This is a genomic window from Pseudomonas fluorescens (genome assembly GCF_902497875.1).
Lineage (GTDB): Bacteria > Pseudomonadota > Gammaproteobacteria > Pseudomonadales > Pseudomonadaceae > Aquipseudomonas > Aquipseudomonas fluorescens_BR.
Genome location: NZ_CABVHY010000003.1, coordinates 153311 through 175396 on the forward strand (window position 1 = coordinate 153311; position 22086 = coordinate 175396).

Annotated in this window: 21 protein-coding genes; 20 read left to right on the plus strand and 1 reads right to left on the minus strand. The window is 59.5% G+C overall.

From position 1 onward, the window contains the following. The first annotated feature begins 297 nt into the window (after positions 1 to 297). The 9 genes from F8N85_RS03745 to F8N85_RS03785 all read left to right on the plus strand — a co-directional run bounded on the left by F8N85_RS03745 (position 298) and on the right by F8N85_RS03785 (position 7507). Positions 298 to 1239 carry a glycosyltransferase family 2 protein gene (locus tag F8N85_RS03745; protein WP_150802331.1) on the plus strand — a complete coding sequence of 314 codons (942 nt, stop codon included), beginning with the start codon at positions 298 to 300 and terminating at the stop codon, positions 1237 to 1239. Positions 1240 to 1358: 119 nt separating this feature from the next. Then, positions 1359 to 2195 (plus strand): glycosyltransferase, encoded by an 837-nt coding sequence (locus F8N85_RS03750; RefSeq protein WP_224795623.1) that lies wholly within the window; start codon positions 1359 to 1361, stop codon positions 2193 to 2195. 10 nt (positions 2196 to 2205) lie between these two features. Beyond that, on the plus strand, positions 2206 to 3087 hold the full coding sequence (locus tag F8N85_RS03755) for a glycosyltransferase (RefSeq protein ID WP_150802333.1): 882 nt from the start codon (positions 2206 to 2208) through the stop codon (positions 3085 to 3087). A 133-nt stretch (positions 3088 to 3220) separates the two neighbouring features. Next, the gene (locus tag F8N85_RS03760) at positions 3221 to 4348 is read left to right on the plus strand and encodes an O-antigen ligase family protein (RefSeq protein WP_412072478.1); all 1128 of its coding nucleotides are present in this window, start codon (positions 3221 to 3223) and stop codon (positions 4346 to 4348) included. Positions 4349 to 4469: 121 nt separating this feature from the next. Continuing rightward, positions 4470 to 5435 (plus strand): alpha/beta fold hydrolase, encoded by a 966-nt coding sequence (locus F8N85_RS03765; protein WP_150802335.1) that lies wholly within the window; start codon positions 4470 to 4472, stop codon positions 5433 to 5435. Between the two features lie 49 nt (positions 5436 to 5484). After that, positions 5485 to 5886 carry a hypothetical protein gene (locus F8N85_RS03770; RefSeq protein ID WP_150802336.1) on the plus strand — a complete coding sequence of 134 codons (402 nt, stop codon included), beginning with the start codon at positions 5485 to 5487 and terminating at the stop codon, positions 5884 to 5886. A 181-nt stretch (positions 5887 to 6067) separates the two neighbouring features. After that, positions 6068 to 6298, plus strand: coding sequence for a type II toxin-antitoxin system VapB family antitoxin (gene vapB, locus F8N85_RS03775; protein ID WP_150802337.1), 231 nt, complete (start codon positions 6068 to 6070; stop codon positions 6296 to 6298). Continuing rightward, positions 6298 to 6705 (plus strand): type II toxin-antitoxin system tRNA(fMet)-specific endonuclease VapC, encoded by a 408-nt coding sequence (gene vapC, locus F8N85_RS03780; protein ID WP_150802338.1) that lies wholly within the window; start codon positions 6298 to 6300, stop codon positions 6703 to 6705. The genes vapB and vapC overlap by 1 nt, the downstream gene beginning before the upstream one ends. Positions 6706 to 7048: 343 nt before the next feature. After that, positions 7049 to 7507, plus strand: a complete 459-nt coding sequence (locus F8N85_RS03785; protein ID WP_150802339.1) for a hypothetical protein — start codon at positions 7049 to 7051, stop codon at positions 7505 to 7507. 84 nt (positions 7508 to 7591) lie between these two features. On the opposite strand, the gene gabP is transcribed toward F8N85_RS03785, so the two are convergent. Then, entirely contained in the window at positions 7592 to 8983 is a 1392-nt protein-coding gene (gene gabP, locus F8N85_RS03790; protein ID WP_150802340.1) for a GABA permease, read from the minus strand. Between the two features lie 554 nt (positions 8984 to 9537). On the opposite strand from gabP, the gene F8N85_RS03795 reads away from it, so the two are divergent. The 11 genes from F8N85_RS03795 to F8N85_RS03845 all read left to right on the plus strand — a co-directional run bounded on the left by F8N85_RS03795 (position 9538) and on the right by F8N85_RS03845 (position 21905). Then, positions 9538 to 10311 (plus strand): ABC transporter ATP-binding protein, encoded by a 774-nt coding sequence (locus F8N85_RS03795; RefSeq protein WP_150802341.1) that lies wholly within the window; start codon positions 9538 to 9540, stop codon positions 10309 to 10311. Between the two features lie 13 nt (positions 10312 to 10324). Next, on the plus strand, positions 10325 to 11077 hold the full coding sequence (locus F8N85_RS03800) for an ABC transporter substrate-binding protein (RefSeq protein WP_150802342.1): 753 nt from the start codon (positions 10325 to 10327) through the stop codon (positions 11075 to 11077). A gap of 80 nt (positions 11078 to 11157) precedes the next feature. Then, positions 11158 to 11853 carry an ABC transporter permease gene (locus F8N85_RS03805; protein WP_150802343.1) on the plus strand — a complete coding sequence of 232 codons (696 nt, stop codon included), beginning with the start codon at positions 11158 to 11160 and terminating at the stop codon, positions 11851 to 11853. Further along, positions 11850 to 12539 carry an ABC transporter permease gene (locus F8N85_RS03810; RefSeq protein WP_150802344.1) on the plus strand — a complete coding sequence of 230 codons (690 nt, stop codon included), beginning with the start codon at positions 11850 to 11852 and terminating at the stop codon, positions 12537 to 12539. The genes F8N85_RS03805 and F8N85_RS03810 overlap by 4 nt, the downstream gene beginning before the upstream one ends. Beyond that, positions 12520 to 13749 (plus strand): methyltransferase, encoded by a 1230-nt coding sequence (locus F8N85_RS03815; RefSeq protein WP_150802345.1) that lies wholly within the window; start codon positions 12520 to 12522, stop codon positions 13747 to 13749. The genes F8N85_RS03810 and F8N85_RS03815 overlap by 20 nt, the downstream gene beginning before the upstream one ends. A gap of 300 nt (positions 13750 to 14049) precedes the next feature. Further along, entirely contained in the window at positions 14050 to 15288 is a 1239-nt protein-coding gene (locus F8N85_RS03820) for a nucleoside deaminase (protein WP_150802346.1), read from the plus strand. A 223-nt stretch (positions 15289 to 15511) separates the two neighbouring features. Continuing rightward, positions 15512 to 16336 (plus strand): FkbM family methyltransferase, encoded by an 825-nt coding sequence (locus F8N85_RS03825; protein WP_150802347.1) that lies wholly within the window; start codon positions 15512 to 15514, stop codon positions 16334 to 16336. A 436-nt stretch (positions 16337 to 16772) separates the two neighbouring features. Further along, complete coding sequence (locus tag F8N85_RS03830) at positions 16773 to 17249, plus strand: formate dehydrogenase subunit gamma (RefSeq protein WP_150802348.1); 477 nt, start codon at positions 16773 to 16775, stop codon at positions 17247 to 17249. Then, positions 17246 to 18802 carry a formate dehydrogenase beta subunit gene (locus F8N85_RS03835; protein WP_150802349.1) on the plus strand — a complete coding sequence of 519 codons (1557 nt, stop codon included), beginning with the start codon at positions 17246 to 17248 and terminating at the stop codon, positions 18800 to 18802. The genes F8N85_RS03830 and F8N85_RS03835 overlap by 4 nt, the downstream gene beginning before the upstream one ends. Continuing rightward, positions 18799 to 21687, plus strand: a complete 2889-nt coding sequence (gene fdhF, locus F8N85_RS03840) for a formate dehydrogenase subunit alpha (protein WP_150802350.1) — start codon at positions 18799 to 18801, stop codon at positions 21685 to 21687. Before F8N85_RS03835 ends, fdhF begins: the two co-directional genes overlap by 4 nt. Then, positions 21684 to 21905, plus strand: a complete 222-nt coding sequence (locus F8N85_RS03845; RefSeq protein WP_150802351.1) for a formate dehydrogenase subunit delta — start codon at positions 21684 to 21686, stop codon at positions 21903 to 21905. Before fdhF ends, F8N85_RS03845 begins: the two co-directional genes overlap by 4 nt. Positions 21906 to 22086 lie beyond the last annotated feature (181 nt).

A 22086-nucleotide genomic window follows, 5' to 3' on the forward strand; every position in this document is an offset into this window, starting at 1 on the left:
ATCAATTGAGTGTGAGGCTTGCGCATATTCGGACTACATCCAAACGTTGAATACCGCCTCAACACCCTCTTCCGTCCCGTTTGTCCACCGCCCCGGGAATGCACAGACTCATAAAGCCTGAGCATCTTTTGTTCGGCCCGCACAAGCCTTCGATCCAATATCGTCATCCGATAAAGAACCTACGGACAGTCAGGCAAGAATTGCCCTACAGACCAAAACCCGCCCCAAGGGAATGCTTATACCGGGGGCGTTAACCGGGTCAGACGCCAAACATTCAGCAGTAATCAGGAAGCTGAAATGCAAGCGTTGAAAGGGAAGGCAAGCGTACCTGTAGCACTGCCTGAACCGCTTATCAGTGTTGTTATCGCCGCCTACAACTACGCGGCCGTCCTGCCGCGGGCGCTGGATTCTGTGCTGTCACAGTGGGCTGAGGATATTGAAGTCCTGATCATCAACGACGGCTCCGAAGACAACACTGCACAAGTACTTGAGGAGTACGCCCAGGACCACCCAGACACGCTTCAAATCATCCACCAGCAAAATGCCGGTCCTGCAGCCGCGCGCAACCGTGGCATCCGCGCGGCCCGCGGGAAGTATGTGTTGTTGCTGGATGCCGATGACGAGCTGTTGCCTGAAGCGCTGCAAACTCTGCGTGCAGTGCTGCTCGACAATTCAGCGGCAGGCATGATCCTGGGTGCGCACATATCCGTTTTTGCCGACGGCCGTGAGCGGGTTCGCCTGCCTACTCCAGCCACGGGCTCGCCGCCGGAACTGATTCGGCGCTATCTGCTGGACAAGAAAATTTCCATTTCCCACAGCCGCACGCTATTTCGTCGCGATCTGCTGTTGCAGCGGCCCTACCCTGAGGCGCTGCGGGCAGGAGAAGACGTTGCAGTCTTTGCTTACCTGCTGGTAAGCGCACCGGTCGCCCTGACCCATCGCCCCCTGGCGCGAATCCATAAACACGCCAACAGCTTGCGCCATGACCGTCATGACGAAAAGGCGGTGGCCCAAGGCATGTTGCGCGAGGTTTTCACCAGCCTGCCTGAAGCTTGCCAGGTCCATCGAGCGGCGTATGAGGCGCAGCGTTATCTGTCGTTGTTTCGTGCAGCCATGCTGGCGGGTGACAAGCCTGCAGCACGACGCTTTTATCGGCATGCCCTGGGCTTGTCGCCCCTGCAGGCATTGCGCTGGAGCTATCTGAAGAAAGCTCTGCGGCTCGGGGCTGGACTGGGCTGATGCGCGTTCTGGTATTGACCGCGGCTGAACGTCTGCCCGATCTGACAACGCTATACGGCGAGCTTGCGCGACATGTGTCCCTTGAAGTTCACCGACTGACAAAAAGTCAGCAGCGAAATTTGCGCACATTTCTGGGCGCTCACGATCTGTCTGATTTTCAGCGAATCATTCTGGATTTGCCGTTCAAGAATGTGTATCGCCAAACGAGCTATCTGGCACACCTCAGCGGCTTGCTGGTCTACGAGGAAGATGCCTGTCAGAACTACCTGACCCGCTCGCGCTGGTGCGGGGCCTTCAGCCGGTTCTATCGCCGTTTGCCAGGTGCACGCATTCTGGTGACCGGAGCCGGTATCGCCGCCCGTTTGCAGGCCGAAGGCTTCAACGTGAGTTTCACGGCCAAAGGCTATGACCCGTACAGGTTATTTGCCGAGTCGGTCGAGCGTGACATCGAGTTAGGTTTTATTGGCAGAACGACGAGCGATGCCTATACGCAACGCAAATCGCTTCTAGAGCAGCTGGCCGCTTCTGAGCCCTTGCGGGTACTGCGCACTGATCCGGGCGAGCCTTATCGACAGATGCTCAATCGCATTCGCCTGTTTATCAGTGCTGATATCGGGCTAGGCGAGTACATGGCAAAGAACTTCGAGGCCATGGCTTGCGGTTGCGTATTGCTGGCCTGGCGTCAGGACACAGAAGAGACGGCGCTGGGTCTGCGCGATGGTGAGCATCTGCTGCTCTACAGCAGCCTTGCAGAGCTGCGCGGGCATATCGCCAAGCTGCGCAGCGATCCGGAGCTGGCGCAGCGCATCGCGGATTCGGGTCGCGCCTTTGTCGAAACCCATCATAGCTACAAACACCTCGCCGAGCAGATCGCCGGAGTGCTGGCAGAGCCTTGGCCGGCCATTCCCCCCCTCACCTATTGGCGAGCCTTGTGGCAGCGCCTGTGCCCCTACTGAGAGCGCCCGTATGACCCAGTCCGCGGCTGATCAACCCTTGGTCAGCATCATTATTGCCTCATACAACCATTGCGCCTTTATCGAGGCGAGCATCACCAGCGTACTCACGCAGACTTACCCGAACATAGAGCTATTAGTGGTCGATGATGGCTCGACAGATGGCAGCGTCGAACGCATTCAACGGTTGCAGCAACTGCATGGTTTCAGTTTTCTCGCGCAGGAAAACCAGGGCTTGTCGCGAACACTCAACGAAACCATAGCCCGGGCCCGAGGCAACCTGATCGCCCCCTTTGGTTCCGATGATGTGATGCTGCCTGCGCGCATAGCACTGCAAGTGGCGTATCTAAGGGATAGACCCGAGGTAGGGATTTGTGCCGGCAATATTCAAGAGATCGATGCCGAAGGGTACCCGCTAGGGAAGTTCCGCGATCTACCGCGGCGGCGCCTGGACTTCGAGGATGTTTTTCTCGACCGCAAAACAGGAGCACCGGCACCGACGCTGCTCTTTCGTCGTGAAGCACTGGAAAAAGTCGGTGGTTTCGATCCGCAGATTCGCCTGGAAGACTTGCTGATTCAGCTAAAGATCACCCGGGCAGGTTACTCCATCGATGTACTGAACGAAGTGCTGGCCCATTATCGCGTGCACGGCAGTAACACCTACAAAAACCATCGTTTCATGACCGATAACGTTTTGCGCACCTATGCACAGTTCAGTGATCACCCGGCCTATGCACAGGTGTGCACTAACTTTCGCAACTCGATGCTGCTCAAGTGCGCGCGCCGGGACAAGAAACTCGCCCGCGAGCTGCTGGCGCAACTCCCGTTCAGAACATGGAATGCAAAGACTTTACGGGGCCTGTGGCGCCTGGCTTTGCCTCATAACGATAAATGACGCGGTACTTCCCCGAATGACAACCACACCATCACTGAAAGCGACCCACTGGGGTTCAGCGCAGGCCGGGAAAATTTCCACCTGGCTCATTTTGTACTGGCTTCCCATCGGCTGGCTTGCCTTGCTCAGCGGGATGTTCTGGGTCGGTGATCGCGCCTTGTACCACAAACTTTACTACCTCACGCTTGCCGCACCGACCTTGATAGCTTTGCTCCTCGAGCCACAACTACTCAAACAACTATTAAGTTCGCCTTTGATAAAACTGTTCCTGTTGTTCTCGGCTTACATTCTGATTTCGGTGCAATGGTCAGGCACCGAAGAAACTCCCCTGACCATGAGTAAACGCCCGCTCTACATTTTGATGCTGCTGTTTGCCGCGATGTTGATCACCCTTAGATCCCCCGACCGACTTGACGGCATGACCAGGCTGGCAGCGATTCTTGCCGTAGTCTGTGCCGCCGCCTCACTGGTTTATTTCTTTTATTGTGAAGAAGGTGGTCGCTTCAATGGTTATGGCGCCTTATACAACCCACTGCTTAGCTCCCATGTATTTGGCTTTTTTTGCGCTTATTGGCTGAGCAGCTGGTATCTGGGCAGCAAACCCACCGCACTTTTACCCCTGATCGCCATGGCCATACTCTGGGCACTGCTGATCTTTACCGGATCGCGCACCCCGATCATGGCCATGTTCGGCTGCCTGCTGTGGATGGCCATTGCACAGTGGAAACATCGACTGTGGCTGGTCATAGCCGTCGCAATAGCGCTCGTGGTTGCCGTCCAATCATTGCCGCAATCGGAGGATTTAATGGTCCGCGGGGTTTCCTTCCGCCCCGCCATCTGGGCTGAAGCACTGCGGCAAATCCAGGCAAGCCCATGGATTGGCCTGGGCTTTACCCACCCGCAAGTCTTCTGGATCGAAGGGTTCCCCTATGCGCTGGCCGATCCACACAACATAGAACTCGGCGTACTGTTTGAGGGTGGCGTGATTGGCCTGACGCTGTGGCTAATGATGTATGCCTATGCCATGTTTTACGCTTGGCAACGTCGCGACCAACCCTGCGTGCTGATTGCCTCTACGTTGGTGGTCTATGGCTTCATGGCCGGTCTCACCGAAGGCAGTGCGTTTTTTTCCCGGCCCAAGGAGCACTGGTTTCTGATCTGGATCCCCCTGGCCTTATTGGCAGCGACCCGATTCAGCGCCAGGCAGCAGGCTGAAGAACAGCTGCCACTAAACCGCCCTGAAAATCGCCCACCTGCCTGACAAGCTCGCGTCGAAAAACCCCAAGTGTGTTTCCTTGGGGTTTTTTATTGCCAGGAATTTGCTAGCTTGCGCAACACGCCTTGCAGTAAATGTATCAATAGCACAAGGGACTCCAGCACTCATGAATCAGCAGATCACACCTGCGTCGGAGCTCCCGGCAACCACTGCACGGGCGGCCCCCAAAACGGAGCCTGGAGAACCATTCAAGGAAGTAGCTGCTGATGGTTTCACCCTTGGCGGTTTCACCTGGCGTCATCCACTGGCGGACATCAGACGCCCGGTAGTGATCATCAATGCGGCGACCTCCGTGCGCTGTCGTCATTATTTTCGCTTCGCCGATTATCTATTTGCCAACGGCTTCGACGTCATCACCTACGACTATCGAGGGATCGGCGAGTCACGCCCGGCATCCTTGCGTGGTTTCAGCGCATCATGGACGGATTGGGGCGCGCTCGATTTCGAGGCCATGTTGCAACGGGCGACCCGGGAATTTCCCGGCCAACCCATAGACGTGGTGGGTCACAGCTTCGGCGGTTGCGCGGCCGGGCTGGGTACCTCCGGACATCTGATCCGACGCCTGGTGACCGTAGGGGCGCAATTCGCCTATTGGCGCGACTACGCACCGGCCAACCGTTGGCGGATGTTCTGCAAATGGCACTTATTGATGCCGTTGGTGACGATGCTCTACGGTTACTTCCCCGGCAAGCGTCTGGGCTGGCTTGAAGACACTCCCGCTGGCGTGGTCCGGGACTGGAGCACCCCGACCGCACTCTACGAAAGACGTCCCAGCGGGCGCTTGCTCGATAAATTGCCCTTCCACGCTGTCACCGCGCAAACCCTTGCCATCAGCCTCAGCGACGATCCCTATGGCACGATCCCGGCCATCGAGCGACTGCTTGGCTACTTCAAGGCCGGCTCAAACTCGCACCTGCGAATTGCCCCGCAAGACATCGGCGAAGTGGAAGTCGGACATTTCGCCTTTTTTCGCAGCCCGTACCAAGCCACACTATGGCCCATTGCATTGTCCTGGCTGCAAAACGGCGAACTTGCTCCCGGTACGCCTGGGCGCTTGATGCCACGCAGCTGATTGACCTGCCTGCCCTACTCAACAGAATTCGGAATACGGAACGAAGCCCATGGCATCCGCGAACAAACAACACAAGCGCGCCACCCGCGCAAAAGCCAAGGCCAAGCAGAATCGAACTCAACGCGCAGGCGTCGCCGTCGAAGCGCTGGATCCGAATGACGATCGCATCGACTTTGAATCAGTGGATCTGACCGAGCTGTTCAAGAAAATGCGCACGGCCGAAACCACCAGCCAACAAGCCATGTGCGCGGCTTTCCTGGGAGACCCTCTGCCCGAGTTGGTGCTGGAGCAGGAAGGCGAAGAAGGCGCGACTGACTTCATACTCGCGGCGCTCATCGAATATCGCCAGTGGTCCACCGAGGCGGACGAGGCAGCAGCCCTTGCCTGGATCGAGAGTCCGCAATTCCAGGCGGACTATGTTGCGGCATCGGACGCATTGCTGAAGTCGTAAGCCTGACTTTTTCGAACTGACAAAATCGGCCGCCATCATTACTGATGGGTGGCCGTTTTCGTCAAAAAAGGCATCACGAAACGTCCCACCCTTCGCCAGCCCGCACGTATATCCCCTTGACATATCCCACCTCTATTCTATCCTTGGGGTTACTCTGCAATTCAGCGCCCAGGAGTATTAAATGGAGCAGACCACCATTTTCATGAGCAACAGAAGCCAGGCAGTTCGGCTTCCAAAAGCAGTAGCGATGCCTCAAGACGTGAAGCGGGTCGATATCGTGGCGATCGGACGAACCCGTGTCATTACCCCTGCTGGCGAGGCTTGGGACAGTTGGTTCGACGGTGAAAGTGTGAGCTGCGACTTTATGGCCGATCGTGAACAACCAGCCAATCAGGAGCGCGAGTCGCTCTAATGATCAAGTTCATGCTCGATACCAACATCTGCATCTTCACCATCAAGAACAAACCACAAATCATGCGTGAAGCATTCAATCGTCACCATGGCCAACTGTGCATCAGCGCTGTCACGCTAATGGAGCTGATCTACGGTGCCGAAAAATCGGCTGCACCGGAAAGGAATTTGGCGGTAATCGAGGGATTCTCTGCTCGACTTGATGTATTGCCCTATGACTATGAAGCAGCTGCGCATACCGGCATGATCAGGTCCGAACTTGCTAAGGCCGGAACACCGATAGGCCCGTATGACCATATGATCGCTGGTCATGCTCGCTCACAGGGCTTGATTGTAGTGACAAACAACCTTCGAGAGTTTGAACGTGTTCGCGGCTTGCGCGTTGAGGACTGGGTAAGCCCCTGCTGATCCAAGCTGCCAGGGTATAGCTCCACGACATTAGCCCTTCATCGTAACTTGCGGGCAATCGCTTTTCTTGGGCGCTCAAACTGTGACGCACTGCGTCACGAATTGAGCCGAACTGCCTCGAGCAGACTTAAACGAAAAGCAGCTGGAGGTATAACCCCATCAGACAGCCGAATGTACTATTTTTCAGGTACTCCACATTCGGAACGCAGTGCGTCCCGAATTTGAACTGATACGCATTGCCGCGACTAACAAACGAGTTATCAAAAATCCCGATTTATCGGTTTTTGTTCCTGCGTTTTAATAGCTGCAAATCTCTCCCCCCTACTGAAAACGACCCAAACCAATGGCATCCCTGAACAAACAACAGAAACGCGCCAAACGCGCAAAGGTCAAAGCCAAGCAACTGCGCATGGGCATCAGAAGACCCACGGCAATGTACGACGAGCCGACCGACCTGGACGACGAGGTAATTCCGGCGGACATCCTGGAGATGTTCCTCTTCATGAAAGACGCAGAAGAGACCACCAATCGCGTAGATATGCTGGTGAGAATGCTCATGTCGCTTAGCAAGATTATCGACAAGCAGCCGGATCTGCTGGACATGGAAAATGCCGAGAACGAGGCGATGGCTGCCACCCACCTGGCGGCGGACATGCTGATTGATTACCGCATGTGGGCCGACGGCATTGATCGCGAGCAAGCCCAGCTTTGGCTTCAAGACCCTGAAGTCATCGCTGATTTTGGGACCGCGCTGGACAGCTATAAGAAGATGCTCGATATAGCGCTGAAAACGGACGAGTAAACCCATCGTTAAAGCATCGGAAACAAAAACGGCCGCTGTCAGGAATGACAGCGGCCGTTTTCATTGAGCGATTGAATCAAACCATTAGGTCAACACCACCGCCCTACGCCTCTCGATTTTGCGACGACGCGCAACGATCAAGCCCGCTGCAACCACCAGAACACTCAGCAGCCCTGTCGCGAGAATCTCCACGCGATGTGCTTCCTGGACCAGCATAATCGCCAATACCCCGACGATGAACACGATCACCGCGTAAGTCAGGCCCGGGAACAGCCACATCTTGTAGTCGATCTTCTCGCCGACAGCCATGCGCTTCTGACGCATGCGCAGCTGGGATACAGCGATTACCAGGTAGACCAGCAAGGCAATGGCGCCGGAACTGGCGAGCAGGAATTCGAACACCGCAGCCGGGGCCACATAGTTAGCGAATACCGCGAGGAAGGCTGCCGCGGTGGACAGAATCACTGCCCAGTACGGTGTGCCGCTGTTGTTGGTGATCTTCGCAACCGCCGGGGCATCACCGCGGTTGCCCAAGGAGAAGAGCATGCGCGAGGCAGTGTACAACGCCGAGTTCAGGCAGCTGGTTACGGCAACCAGGACCACCAGATCAACGATCAGTTTGGCGTTGGGAATGCCCATGCGGTCGAGCACGGTCTGGTACGAACCGACCTGCGCCAGGCCTGAGTCGTTCCACGGCACCAGCGCCACGACGATGAAGATCGACACCAGGTAGAACAAGCCGATCCGCCAGATCACCGAGTTGGTGGCCTTGGAGATTTGCTTGCCCGGGTCCTTCGATTCAGCGGCGGCGATGGTGACGATTTCGGTGCCCATGAACGAGAACATCGTGGTCAGCATTGCGGCCAGGACCGCGCCCATGCCGTTGGGCAGGAAGCCTTGCGTATCAAACAGGTGCGAAACACCGCTGACCTGGCTGTTCGGCAGAAAACCGAAGATCGCCAGCACGCCGAGGATGATAAAGCCGATGATCGCGACAACCTTGATCAGCGCAAACCAGAATTCGAACTCGCCGTAATTCTTCACGCTGAACAGGTTAGTCACCGTCAACAGCAGGGTAATGACCAGGGTGAAGGCCCAGATCGCCACGTCGGGAAACCAGGCGTGGAGGATGGTTGCGGCGGCGTTGGCTTCCAGCGGGATCACCAATACCCAGAACCACCAGTACAGCCAGCCGATAGTGAAGCCAGCCCAGTGACCGATCGCCTGATCGGCATAGGTCGAAAACGAGCCGGTGTCCGGCGAAGCAATGGCCATTTCGGCCAGCATGCGCATAACCAACACCACCAAGGTACCGGCGGCGGCATAGGCCAACAGCACAGCGGGACCGGCGGCGGCGATGGCATGCCCGGAGCCGACGAACAGCCCGGCGCCGATCACACCGGCGATCGACAGCATGGTCACATGCCGTGGTTTAAGCCCCTGTTCGAGGCCATTGGAGCTATGGGTACTGCTCATTGAAACTACCTTTGCGGGTGAAAGCGATTCAGTCCACCCCGTCCGCAGACTCTCTCGTAAAAAGTATCCAACGGGGCGTTCCTTATTTTTTACGCAAGTTTTGCGCCAAAATGTTTCAAAACGCCGGTTTCCGGGGGCTGTGGAGCAACCGGGAAAAATTCGTAACCCATTGAGATTAATGGCATTTTGCCAGAACGTTACCCTCCGACCCATCTGCAAAGCCAATCGACGCACAAGAAACACACTCTAAATGCAGGTCATGCACAATTAAGGGGTGGATATGGGTCCGTTGAGCTGCCTGGCGCTTCCAACACCCGGCCAAAGCTGGCACCATCGCGCCCTTTTTTACGCGACAGCCGCCGTGACAGAGATTCAAACGAGTGTTCGGTTGTTGATGGCGCGACAGTCTGCTGTGTCGATGCGACAACCTGCCACATGCCACCTGTTTACCCCCCGTAGCCCTGTTGGCTGTCATTCAAACGCTATGCTAGCTTGGCCGCCTCGCCAGGAAGGCCGCCAACAGCAGGAGCGCTACAGAACAATGAGGACCGCACATGGCTGAGGCCACGCCCGCGCTTGAAATCCGCAACTTGCATAAACGCTACGGCACGCTTGAGGTACTCAAAGGTATCTCGCTGACCGCACGCGACGGCGATGTGATCTCGATCCTGGGTTCCTCCGGTTCCGGCAAGTCCACTTTCCTTCGTTGCATCAACCTGCTGGAGAACCCGCATCAGGGCCAGATCCTCGTGGCCGGCGAAGAGCTCAAGCTCAAAGCCGCGAAAAACGGTGACCTGGTCGCTGCCGACAGCAGGCAGATCAACCGCATGCGCAGCGAAATCGGTTTTGTGTTCCAGAACTTCAACCTCTGGCCGCACATGAGCGTGCTCGATAACATCATCGAAGCACCACGCCGGGTGCTAGGGCAGAGCAAGGCCGAAGCCATCGAAGTAGCCGAAGCCTTGCTGGCCAAGGTCGGCATCGCTGACAAACGCCACGCCTATCCCGCGCAACTCTCCGGCGGCCAGCAGCAGCGCGCGGCCATCGCCCGTACCCTGGCGATGCAACCCAAAGTCATTCTGTTCGATGAGCCGACTTCGGCCCTTGACCCGGAAATGGTTCAGGAAGTACTTAATGTGATCCGCGCATTGGCTGAAGAAGGCCGCACCATGCTGCTGGTCACCCATGAAATGGGCTTCGCCCGTCAGGTTTCCAGTGAAGTGGTGTTCCTTCACCAGGGCCTGATCGAAGAGCAAGGATCGCCACAGCAGGTTTTCGAGAACCCGCTTTCGGCACGCTGTAAACAATTCATGTCCAGCAACCGCTAACGGAGCAACACGCATGCAGAGCTATAAAAAATTCCTCTTGGCCGCTGCCGTTACCATGGCGTTCAGCGCCACCGCCGCTGCCGAAACCCTGAAGATGGGCATCGAAGCGGCCTACCCACCGTTCAACAATAAAGATGCCAGCGGCCAGGTCGTCGGTTTCGACGTCGATATCGGCAACGCTCTGTGCGCCAAGATGAAAGCCGAGTGCACCATCGTCACCTCCGACTGGGACGGCATCATCCCGGCCTTGAACGCGAAAAAGTTCGACTTCCTGATCTCCTCGATGTCGATCACTGACGAGCGCAAGCAAGCCGTCGACTTCAGCGAACCGTACTACTCGAACAAGCTGCAATTCATTGCGCCAAAAGCCAAAACCGACTTCAAGACCGACAAAGAATCCCTCAAAGGCAAAGTCATCGGCGCCCAACGCGCGACCCTGGCCGGTACCTGGCTGGAAGACAACCTGGGTGACGCGGTCGATATCAAACTCTACGACACCCAGGAAAACGCCTACCTGGACCTGACTTCCGGTCGTGTCGACGCGATCCTGGCCGACAAGTACGTCAACTACGAATGGCTCAAAAGCGACGCGGGCAAGCCCTATGAGTTCAAGGGTGACCCGGTTGAAGAAAGCGACAAAATCGGTATTGCCGTGCGCAAAGGCGACCCGATCCGCGAGAAGCTGAACGCCGCACTGAAAGAAATCGTGGCTGACGGCACCTACAAGAAGATCAACGACAAGTACTTCCCGTTCAGCATCTATTGATCCTGACTTGCCTGACCGTCACCGCAACCCCGCGGTGACGGTCCTTGGCAAAGCCTGCCGCGATTTAAAAAAAGAATTCCATGAATATCGATCTCTACGGATTCGGCCCGGCGCTCGCCGCTGGCGCGCTGATGACCGTCAAACTGGCTCTCTCGGCACTGTGCCTGGGGCTGGTGCTCGGTCTGCTCGGCGCCTTGGCCAAGACTTCCCCGTACAAGCCGCTGCAGTGGCTTGGCGGTACTTACTCGACACTGGTGCGCGGTATCCCGGAACTGCTTTGGGTACTGTTGATTTACTTCGGCACGGTCAACCTGATGCGCGCCCTGGGCGAGTTCTTGGGTAATCCCGATCTGGAGCTCAATGCCTTCTCCGCCGGTGTGATTGCCTTGGGCCTGTGCTTCGGCGCCTATGCCACGGAAGTCTTCCGCGGGGCGATCCTGGCGATTCCCAAAGGCCACCGTGAAGCTGGCGTGGCCTTGGGCCTGTCGAAATTCCGGATCTTCACCAGGCTGATCATGCCGCAAATGTGGCGCATCGCCCTGCCGGGGCTGGGCAACCTGTTCATGATCCTGATGAAGGACACCGCGCTGGTATCGGTGATCGGCCTGGAAGAAATCATGCGTCATGCGCAAATCGGCGTGACCGTGTCCAAGCAGCCATTCACCTTTTATATGGTTGCCGCCTTCATGTACCTGGGCCTCACGGTTCTTGCCATGACCGGCATGCACTTTCTGGAACGACGCGCCGCTCGCGGCTTCGCGAGGAGCACGCAATGAACTGGGAAGTGATCATCAAATGGCTGCCGAAACTGGCGCAGGGGGCAACCCTGACCCTGGAACTGGTCGCCATCGCCGTCATCCTCGGCTTGCTGCTGGCCATTCCGCTGGGCATCGCCCGCTCGTCGCGGCGCTGGTATGTACGGGCCCTGCCTTATGCCTACATTTTCTTCTTCCGTGGCACGCCGCTGCTGGTGCAGTTGTTCCTGGTCTACTACGGTCTGGCGCAATTCGACGCAGTACGCGGGAGTATCTTCTGGCCTTACCTGCGTGATCCGTTCTGGTGCGCCACTGCCACCATGACCTTGCACACGGCGGCCTATATCGCCGAGATCCTGCGCGGTGCGATTCAGGCCATCCCACCCGGCGAGATCGAAGCGGCGCGTGCCCTGGGCATGTCCCGGCCCAAGGCGCTGTTCTACATTATCCTGCCGCGTGCGGCGCGGATCGGTTTGCCGGCCTACAGCAACGAAGTGATCCTGATGCTCAAGGCCAGCGCCCTGGCCAGTACCGTGACCCTGCTGGAACTGACCGGCATGGCCCGGACCATCATTGCGCGGACCTATCTGCCGGTGGAGATCTTCTTCGCCGCGGGCATGTTCTACCTGCTGATGGCCTACGTCCTGGTACGCGGCTTCAAGCTGCTGGAGCGCTGGTTGCGCGTCGATGCCTGCCAGGGACGCTGATCTGCCACAGGTGTTGAAGGGCGAGCAGCTGCTCGCCCGCTTCAAGGCCCTGGATGCCTTCCTCATCGAGCATCAGGCGTTGTGGCGGCCGCGACCCTTTACCCATCGGCAACTGCCCTGGGAGGCGCAGCATCCCGAGCTGGCCAACTGGTTGCGGCAACGTTCGCTGGACGACGCCGAAGCCAGCCACAACCAGCCACAACACCTGGATGCCCCGGCACCCTTTGCAGCGCTGGCGGCCACCTCGGTCGCGCTCAGCGCTGTCGGTGATCTGCCCAGTCATCCGCTCGATCCTGCCACCCGGCGCTTGAACGTTGATGTACCCGGGCGCAAATGGCAGCAGATCGAGGCCTTCGCCGGTTGCCTGCAGTTTGCGCAAACGCCCACTCACTGGCTCGATTGGTGCGCGGGCAAGGGTCATCTGGGCCGGCGTCTGCTACAAAGCGGGCAACAACTGACTTGCCTGGAATACGACCCGGCGCTGATCGCCTCCGGCCAGCAGCTCAGCCAACGTCATCGACTGCCCGCAGCCCATGTACAACAGGATGTACTGGCAGACGACGCCGTCTCGCGCCTGAGCACCGGACACACCCCGGTCGCCCTGCACGCCTGTGGCGACCTGCACGTACGCCTGATGCAACTGGCCAGCGCCGCCGGCTGCAAGCAACTGGCTATCGCCCCGTGTTGCTACAACCGCATCCGCGGCGATGAGTACCAGGCGCTGTCCATCGCAGCCAAGGCATCAGGCCTGCGGTTATCGCTGGATGACCTGGCACTGCCTATCAGCGAAACCGTCACCGCCGGCGCTCGTGTACGGCGCCAGCGTGATACCTCGATGGCCCGGCGCCTGGCCTTCGACCTGCTGCAACGGCAACTGCGCGGCTGTGACGAGTACCTGCCGACGCCGTCATTACCCAGCGCCTGGCTGGACAAGCCGTTCGCCGACTATTGCCGTGACCTCGCCGACCTCAAAGAGTTATCCACAACCGAACGGGATTGGTCGGCACTGGAAGTCGCCGGTTGGCAGCGGTTAGCGCAAGTGCGCAATCTGGAGCTGCTGCGTGGCTTGTTTCGGCGGCCACTGGAACTCTGGCTGGTGCTCGATCGCGCATTGTTTCTGCAAGAACAAGATTACGCCGTACGCCTCGGATTGTTCTGTGAAACCCCACTGACACCGCGCAACCTGATGCTCCTGGCCGAACGCAAATAACCACCCTCTTTTGTTCTCCAGCCTGTGGATAACTCTGTTGATGAAACTTGCGCGGCGCCAATCTCAGCGCTGTTTCAGAGCTGACACACCACCTGTTCAGTTTTGTATCACTGACTAAAAAAACCCAAAAAACAGCCAGTTGCGCAATGCTGAAAATGGATCCAGAAAATCGCTTATAAATCTTGATTGCGACGGGTCAATTGTGCATAAGCATTCGCACCAACGGCCTGGATAAAGCTGAGCTATTGTTTTCAAACGCCAGAATGGTCTGGCGAAAGGACAGCAAGGAGCTGGAACACCATGAGCACAGTGAACAGTGCACAGGAAGCTGTAGATACCGTCGCCGACCAGGCCATTCTCGCCGCCATACAGCAAACCTTCGCCGTCGGCGGCGCCATCATCAATAACGCGACCGGCGAAGTCATAGTCGCGATGCACAACAATGTCCTGATGCCCTTCCTGGGCAGCACCACCTACTTCCTGCCTCACGACCCGACCGCCCACGGTGAGCGACAACTGGTCGACTGGTATTACGAGAACGTCGGGGCGTTGAACCTTCCTACGCCCAACCAGCTGACCGTGGTAACCACCCTCGACCCTTGCGCGATGTGCGCCGGCTCGTTGCTGACGGCCGGCTTCAACGTCGCCGTCAGCGCGATCGATACCTACGCCGGGATCAACTACAACAGCCTGTTCAACTTCCCGTCCCTGCCGCCGCAGATTCGCCAGCAGGCGCAAAACACCTGGGCCTATTACGCCATCGGCGCCCCGGTCAACCGGAGCTATCAGGGCTCGACAAGCCCGGTATTCGGCGGCCAGGGCATCGACTCATCGACCTACTACCTCACCGCGTCGATCTTCGACGCCAGCGTCAATACCGTGCGCGAAGCCAGCAACAACAGCGGCCTGGACCCTTCGCAGCTGCAGAACCCGGCGACACTCCCGGCCAACAGCCCGGTGCGCAAAGCGCTGACCAAGCTCAGCCCCTACGCCTTGACCGTCACCTCGGCCAACCCGCGAGACCCCGGCGCAGAACTGGCCCAGCCGTTGCTACAGACCGCGCAAAAAGCCGATGTCTTCAACGCCGTGGCCTTGCTTGACCCCTTCGGCAACCTGCTGGTGTGCCTTGGCGGAGTAGAGAACCAGTCGCCGATCCGTACCGCGTTCATGGAGACCACCCGCAACTACGCCGTCATGCGCTGGACCTTGATGAACGACCCGGACCCAGTCGTTCGCGCACAGGCCGAGCAGTACCTGACGCACCCGAAATACGGCACCTTCGTGTTCCTTTACGCCCCCGACCCGAGCACCCCGCAAGCCGTGATGACCTTCGGCGCCTACGGCTCGACCATGGAAGGCCCGGTGCCCCAGAGTTACCCGTCGAACCTGCAATACGTGCTGTTGCCGGGCAATACCACGCCTCAGGCGCTGGCGACCCTGGCCCAGGACCTGCCACCCTTCTATACCCAAAGCGTTCAAGTAGCGCCGAATCAAGTCCTTAGCCAGGACCTGATCAACGCGGTCAAAAACGGCGTGTAGAGAGCGAAGTAAAACTGAAAGCCTGATCCCTGAGTGACTCAGCGGATCAGGTGCTTTCCGCATGTTTGCTGAAAGGCTGCCGGGCACCCGTCTTTGGCCGCTTCGCCCCACATTTTCTGATTGAAGCTGGCTAAACTCAGGCATCGGGCTTGAAATACAGGCACATAAGCGATCGCCTGTGCGCCCCCCATTCCCCTTCATTTCTGACCATCGGGAAGCGACAGTGACGTTCATTTCTTACGCACAGAATTTTGAAGACATCAGGTTGTGGCGCGCACTCAAGTACTTTGAAAACGGTTTTTACATCGACGTCGGAGCTAACCACCCCTCACACGACTCAGTCACCAAAGCCTTCTATGACCGCGGCTGGACCGGCATCAACATTGAACCGGTCGAGGAATACTACGCCGCCCTGGCCCAGCAACGCCTCAAGGACATCAACCTGCAATGCGTGGCCGGCGAGACCGAAGAGACTCGCACCCTCTACGGCATCGCCGGCACCGGCCTGTCGACCGTCGAGGCCGAGGTCGCCAAGCTTCACAGAGACTCCGGCATGGACGTGCAGACTCAAACCGTCACCTCACGCACCCTGTCCTCCATTTGCGCGGAGCACGTCCAGGACCGGCCCATCCACTTCATGAAAATCGATGTCGAAGGCCACGAAGAATCCGTGCTGCGTGGCATGGACTTCAAGCAATGGCGGCCCTGGATCATGCTGATCGAGACCCCATGGAACAGAGACCAGGCCTGGGAAAAAATCGTCATCGAAGCCGGTTATCAAGTCGTCCAGTTCGATGGCCTGAACACCTTCTACCTGGCCGAAGAACACCTGAACCTGCTGGGCGCCTTCAACACCCCACCGTGCAACCTCGATGAATTCCAGTTCTGCTACGGCCATAAATTCAGCTACCCGCTGGCCGACCTCGAAAACGCCCTCAAACAGGAACGCCAACGCGCCGACCGCGCCGAAGCAGAACTTCGCGCGCTCAAGCTGAGCCGCTCATGGCGCGCCGTGCAAAAACTGAAAACCCTGCTGGTTCGTGGCTAGACGTTTTCAGCCCTAACCCCCTGTAGGAGCTGCCGAAGGCTGCGATCTTTTGATCTTCAGATTTCCCCTGAGCGAAAGGGCATAACAACCATTCAGAGCGATTGTTTAACACTCGACAGCGTTAAATCACCGAATGACCACCAGTCCACTCAGGGACGACGCCTTGGGCTGCGCTCTTCTAGACTCAATGGATAGTCGTAGACAGAATCGACCACGTCGCTTTCGTGCAGATGAATCAAAGCCAGCGTGGCAAGCTGCCTGATATGCCCTGAAGAGGTGCGGCAAAGACCGCACCCGGCCCAACAAGATGCCCGCTCAGGGTGCCTGGCCAACGGCCTGAAAATGCCACGATACCGTGACGTGGTGTGAAGCCGCAGCCGACACTTTCGGACGACCGACAACCGCCTGGTTTGTCCGTGACCGTGAGGAATGCTGTATGCCTGATGAGATGTTGCACCTGCCTATGGTCAACAGCCTGCTGGAGCGCCACAAGCGCTCCCCCGGCGCACTGTTGCCCATCCTTCATGAGATTCAGGAGGGCATCGGTTACATCCCCGATGCCGCCATCCCCGAGATTGCCCACGCCCTCAATCAGAGTCAGGCTGAGATTCGCGGGGTAATCAGCTTCTACCATGACTTCCGCACCGCGCCCCCGGCCCGGCATATCCTGCGTCTGTGCCGGGCTGAGTCCTGCCAGAGCCGCGGCGCCGAGCAGCTCGCCGCGCAGTTGCGCGAACGCCTGCAACTGGACGACCACGGCAGCAGCGCCGACGGCAACATCAGTCTGCGCCCGGTGTATTGCCTCGGCGCCTGCGCCTGCTCGCCAGCCCTGGAGCTGGATGGCCAGGTGCATGCGCGGCTCAGCGCCGAACGCCTGGATGCCCTGCTCGACGCTTGCCAGGAGGACGTATGAGCCTCTATTTGCCCAGTGATTCCCTGGCCCGTGCCGTGGGTGCCGATCAGGTGGCGGTGGCCCTGACGGCTCAGGCCCAGGAACGCAATCTGCCGCTGGATCTGCAACGCACCAGCTCGCGCGGCTTGTATTGGCTGGAGCCGCTGCTGGAAATGGACACCCCGCAAGGCCGTATCGGCTTCGGCCCGCTGACCGCTGCCGATGTGCCGTCGCTGCTGGATGCGCTGCGCGGCGAGCCGTCCGCCCATCCTCTGGCCTTGGGCTTGGTGGAAGAGCTGCATTATCTGAAGACGCAACAGCGCCTGCTGTTCGCCCGCGCCGGCATTACCCGGCCGCTGTCCCTGGAGGATTACCGGGCCCACGGTGGCTTCGAAGGCCTGACGCAGGCCATCGCCCTGGGCGGCGAGCAGACCGCGACCGCCGTGTTCGATTCGGGCTTGCGTGGCCGTGGCGGCGCGGCGTTCCCGGCCGGGATCAAATGGCGCACGGTGCGCGCTACCGAAGCGGCGCAGAAATACATTGTGTGCAACGCCGATGAAGGCGACTCCGGCACCTTTGCCGACCGCATGCTGATGGAAGGCGACCCCTTCCTGCTGATCGAAGGCATGGCCATTGCCGGTCTCACCGTCGGGGCCAGCTACGGCTACATCTATGTTCGCTCGGAATATCCGGATGCCGTGGCCACACTGCGTGCAGCGCTGAACATCGCGCGGTCTGCCGGTTACCTGGGCTCCAATGTCGGCGGCAGCGGCCAGGCCTTCGATATGGAAGTGCGGGTCGGTGCCGGCGCTTACATCTGCGGTGAGGAAACCGCGCTGCTGGACTCGCTCGAAGGCAAGCGCGGGATTGTCCGCGCCAAGCCGCCGATTCCTGCCTTGAAGGGCCTGTTCGGCCTGCCGACCCTGGTGCACAACGTGCTGACCCTGGCCTCGGTGCCGCTGATTCTGGCCAAGGGCGCGCAGTTCTATCGCGATTACGGCATGGGTCGCTCCCTGGGCACCATGCCCTTCCAGCTGGCGGGCAATATTCGTCACGGCGGCCTGGTGGAACGGGCCTTTGGCCTGACCCTGCGCGAACTGGTGGAAGACTACGGTGGCGGCACCGCCAGTGGCCGACCGCTGAAAGCCGCCCAGGTCGGTGGCCCGCTCGGCGCCTGGGTACCGCCGTCGCAATTCGACACTCCGCTGGATTACGAAGCCTTCGCCGCCATCGGCGCCATGCTCGGTCACGGTGGTGTGGTGGTGGCTGACGACAGCCTGGACATGGCCCACATGGCGCGCTTCGCCATGCAGTTCTGCGCCGAGGAATCCTGTGGCAAATGCACCCCCTGCCGCATCGGCTCGACCCGGGGCGTGGAGGTGATTGACCGGCTGCTGGCCGCGCCTGACCAGAGCGGTCGTGATGAGCAGGTGATCATTCTCAAGGACCTGTGCGACACCCTGCAATACGGTTCGCTGTGCGCGTTGGGCGGCATGGTCTCCTTTCCGGTAGCCAGCGCCCTCAAGCACTTCCCCGCCGACTTCGGTCTGCAACCTTCGGAGGCCGACCAATGATCACTCTCTTCGACCCGAACACCGATATCGATCTGGGAACCCCTGCCCGCGACAGCCAGGTGCAGGTCACCCTGAACATCGATGGCCGCAGCATCAGCGTGCCCGAAGGCACCTCGGTGATGCGCGCCGCTGCGCTGCTGGGCACCACCATTCCTAAACTGTGCGCCACCGACAGCCTGGAAGCCTTCGGCTCCTGCCGCATGTGCCTGGTGGAAATCGACGGCATGCGCGGCTACCCGGCGTCCTGCACCACGCCGGTCAGCGAAGGCATGAGCGTGCACACCCAGACGCCGAAGCTCGCGACCCTGCGCCGCAACGTCATGGAGCTGTACATCTCCGATCACCCGCTGGACTGCCTGACCTGCTCGGCCAACGGCAACTGCGAGCTGCAAACCGTAGCCGGCCAGGTCGGCCTGCGGGAGGTGCGTTACGGTTATGAAGGCGACAACCATCTGGCCGACCTGAAGGACACCTCCAACCCTTACTTCGACTACGACCCGAGCAAGTGCATCGTCTGCAACCGCTGCGTGCGCGCCTGCGAAGAAACCCAGGGCACCTTTGCCCTGACTATTACCGGGCGCGGTTTCGAATCCCGGGTCGCGGCCGCCGGTGGCGAGAACTTCCTCGACTCGGAATGCGTGTCCTGCGGCGCCTGTGTGCAAGCCTGCCCCACCGCGACCCTGATGGAAAAAAGCGTGGTCGAACTGGGTCAGCCCGAACGCAGCGTGATCACCACCTGTGCCTATTGCGGCGTGGGCTGCTCGTTCCGCGCCGAGATGAAAGGCGACCAGCTGGTGCGCATGGTTCCAGACAAGAACGGCCACGCCAACCACGGCCACTCCTGCGTCAAAGGGCGCTTTGCCTGGGGCTACGCCACCCACCCGGATCGCATCATCAAGCCGATGATCCGCAACTCCATCAACGACCCTTGGCAGGAAGTCAGCTGGGATGAAGCGGTGACCTACGCCGCCAGCGAATTCCGCCGGCTGCAGCAAAAATACGGCCGTGACTCCATTGGTGGCATCACTTCCAGCCGCTGCACCAACGAAGAAACCTACCTGGTGCAAAAACTGGTGCGCGCCGCCTTTGGCAACAACAACGTCGACACCTGTGCGCGGGTCTGCCACTCGCCGACCGGCTATGGCCTGAAACAAACCCTGGGCGAGTCCGCCGGTACCCAGAGTTTCGACTCGGTGATGCAGGCCGACGTGATCCTGGTGATGGGCGCCAACCCCAGCGACGCCCACCCAGTGTTCGCTTCCCAGCTCAAACGCCGCCTGCGTGAAGGCGCGCGGCTGATCGTCATCGACCCACGACGCATCGATCTGGTGGACTCGGTGCATGCCCGCGCCGAACTGCACCTGGCCCTGCGCCCGGGCACCAACGTCGCCATGCTCAACGCCCTGGCCCACGTCATCGTCACTGAAGGCCTGCTCGACCAGGCCTTTATCGACGCCCGTTGCGAGGGCAGCGATTTCGCCCGCTGGAGCGAGTTTGTCAGCCGCGCGGAAAACTCGCCGGAAATCCTTGGCGACATCTGCGGCGTAGCCGCTGCCGACATCCGTGCCGCCGCCCGTCTGTATGCCACTGGTGGCAATGCGGCGATCTACTACGGCCTGGGCGTCACCGAGCACAGCCAGGGCAGCACCGCGGTCATGGGCATCGCCAACCTGGCCATGGCCACCGGCAACATCGGCCGCGAAGGCGTTGGCGTGAACCCGCTGCGTGGGCAGAACAACGTTCAAGGCTCCTGCGACATGGGCTCCTTCCCCCACGAGCTGCCCGGCTACCGGCACATCTCCAACGAGGTGGTACGGGCGCAGTTCGAACAGGCCTGGAACGTCACCCTGCAACCCGACCCGGGCCTGCGCATCCCCAACATGTTCGAGGCCGCCCTGGGCGGCAGCTTCAAAGGCCTGTATTGCCAGGGTGAAGACATCGCCCAGAGCGACCCCAATACCCAGCACGTCACCGCGGCGCTGTCGGCCATGGAATGCGTGGTGGTGCAGGACATTTTCCTCAACGAAACCGCCAAGTTCGCCCACGTGTTCCTGCCGGGCAGCTCATTCCTGGAAAAAGACGGCACCTTCACCAACGCCGAGCGGCGCATCTCCCGGGTGCGCAAGGTCATGGAGCCTCTGGGCGGCAAGGCCGACTGGGAAGGCACAGTGGCCCTGGCCAACGCCCTGGGCTACCCGATGAACTACACGCACCCGTCGCAAATCATGGATGAAATCGCCAGCCTGACGCCGACCTTCAGCAACGTCAGCTACGCCGCACTGGATAGCCACGGCAGCCTGCAATGGCCATGCAACGCCGCGGCACCGGACGGCACGCCGACCATGCACATCGAGGAATTCGTGCGCGGCAAGGGGCGCTTCATGCTCACCGGCTACGTGCCCACCGAGGAAAAGGTCAACAATCGCTATCCCCTGCTGCTGACCACCGGGCGCATCCTCAGCCAGTACAACGTCGGCGCCCAGACCCGGCGTACCGACAACGTCGCCTGGCACGACGAAGACCGCCTGGAAATCCACCCGACCGACGCCGAGAGCCGTGGCATCAACGAAGGTGACTGGGTCGGCATCGGCAGCCGCGCCGGCCAGACCGTACTGCGTGCGCGGGTCACCGAACGGGTAGCCCCAGGCGTGGTGTACACCACCTTCCACTTCCCTGAATCGGGGGCCAACGTCATCACCACCGACAACTCCGACTGGGCCACCAACTGTCCGGAGTACAAGGTCACCGCCGTGGAAGTCAGCCGCGTCTACCACCCTTCCGAGTGGCAAAAACGCTTCCAGGAATTCAGCGACGAACAACACCGCCTGCTCGACAAACGCCGCCAGGCACGCACCACCGGAACAAAAGCCGAGGTACGTCGATGAGCACCGCCAACCTGATCAAAATGGCCAACCAGATCGCCCAGTACTTCGCCAGCGAACCGGACCAGCAACAGGCCGTGCTCGGCGTGCGCAATCACCTGCAGATGTACTGGACGCCCGGCATGCGCAAGGAATTGCTGGCCTGGCAGACGGCGCATCAGGGGGCAGACTTGCACCCACTGGCGCAAGCGGCGGTAAGTGGGGCGGGCTGGGAGGCTTAGGTTCACACGATCACTGGGGATTGCCTCTTGGCCTGTAAAGAACAGGCCAAGAGGGCGTTCCAGAGGCTTTTAAAGTCGACCATTCGAGGGCGCGGAGAACCCACATACCCCCGAGCACAAAGCGTCAGCACGCCTCACGCAAAAATAGTCAGATTTCAGGGGTTTACAGAACCAAACCAAT